Consider the following 891-nt stretch of genomic DNA (forward strand, 5'->3'; position numbering starts at 1 on the left):
TGCACTTCCGGCGCATTGGCCAGCCGGTGATGGCGCGTCAGCGCGCCGATCTCCAGCATGTCCTCCTTCACCCGCACGCGGTCCAACTCGATCAGATCGTTGAGATCGACGAGATGGCCCGGACGCGCCAGCCGCATGTTCAGCATCGGCCCGAGGCTTTGCCCTCCGGCGATCGGCTTGGCCGCCGGCCCATGCGTGCGCAACAGCGCCAGTGCCTCGGCAAGGCTCGCAGGCCGGTGGTAGGTGAAAGGGGCGGGTTTCATTGTGTCAGGCCGCGTTCCAGATCAGCGACTGACCGGTTTCGCGGTCGAAGACATGCAGGCGGTTGAGGTCCACCGCGAGGGTGATGCTCTCGCCGAACGCATGGCGCAGATCCTTGCCGACGCGGAAGAACAGCTCCTCGCCGCCGAAATCCATGCCGAGATACTGATCCGAGCCAACCGGAAGCACCGAGTTCACGGTGCCGCTGAGCGCATTGTATCCCGGCTCGGCAGTGCCTTCCGCGACATCCTCGGCCCGGATACCCAGTCGCACCGCGCGCCCCTCCTGCCCTTTCAGGCGCGCCGCGTGATCTGCCGGCAGCACGAGACGCAGCCCATCGCGAACGAAGGCCATCTCGTCATCCGGCCCGGCCTCGAGCACGCCGTCGAAATAGTTGATCGGCGGGCTGCCGAGGAACGACGCCACGAAGGTGTTCGCGGGGCGTTCGTAGATGTCGTCGGGCGTGCCGATCTGCTGCACGACCCCGTCATTCATCACCACGATACGATCCGCGAGCGTCAGCGCCTCGGCCTGATCGTGGGTCACGTAGACGAAGGTGGTCTCCATCGCACGGTGGAGTTCCTTGATCTCCGCGCGCATCGAGATCCGCAGCGCCGCGTCGAGGTTCGA

General features: G+C 65.9%; 2 protein-coding genes. Both read right to left on the minus strand.

What is annotated here, in order from left to right; all coding sequences use genetic code 11:
• Nucleotides 1-263: FAD binding domain-containing protein (locus B3D39_RS14095; protein ID WP_286789817.1), on the minus strand; the 263-nt coding region annotated here is incomplete at its 3' end.
• 4 nt (nt 264-267) lie between these two features.
• The coding region (locus B3D39_RS14100) for an ABC transporter ATP-binding protein (RefSeq protein ID WP_286789818.1) at nt 268-891 on the minus strand (624 nt) is incomplete at its 5' end.

It is taken from the genome of Thioclava sp. UBA3469, assembly GCF_002378135.1.
Taxonomy (GTDB): domain Bacteria; phylum Pseudomonadota; class Alphaproteobacteria; order Rhodobacterales; family Rhodobacteraceae; genus Thioclava; species Thioclava sediminum.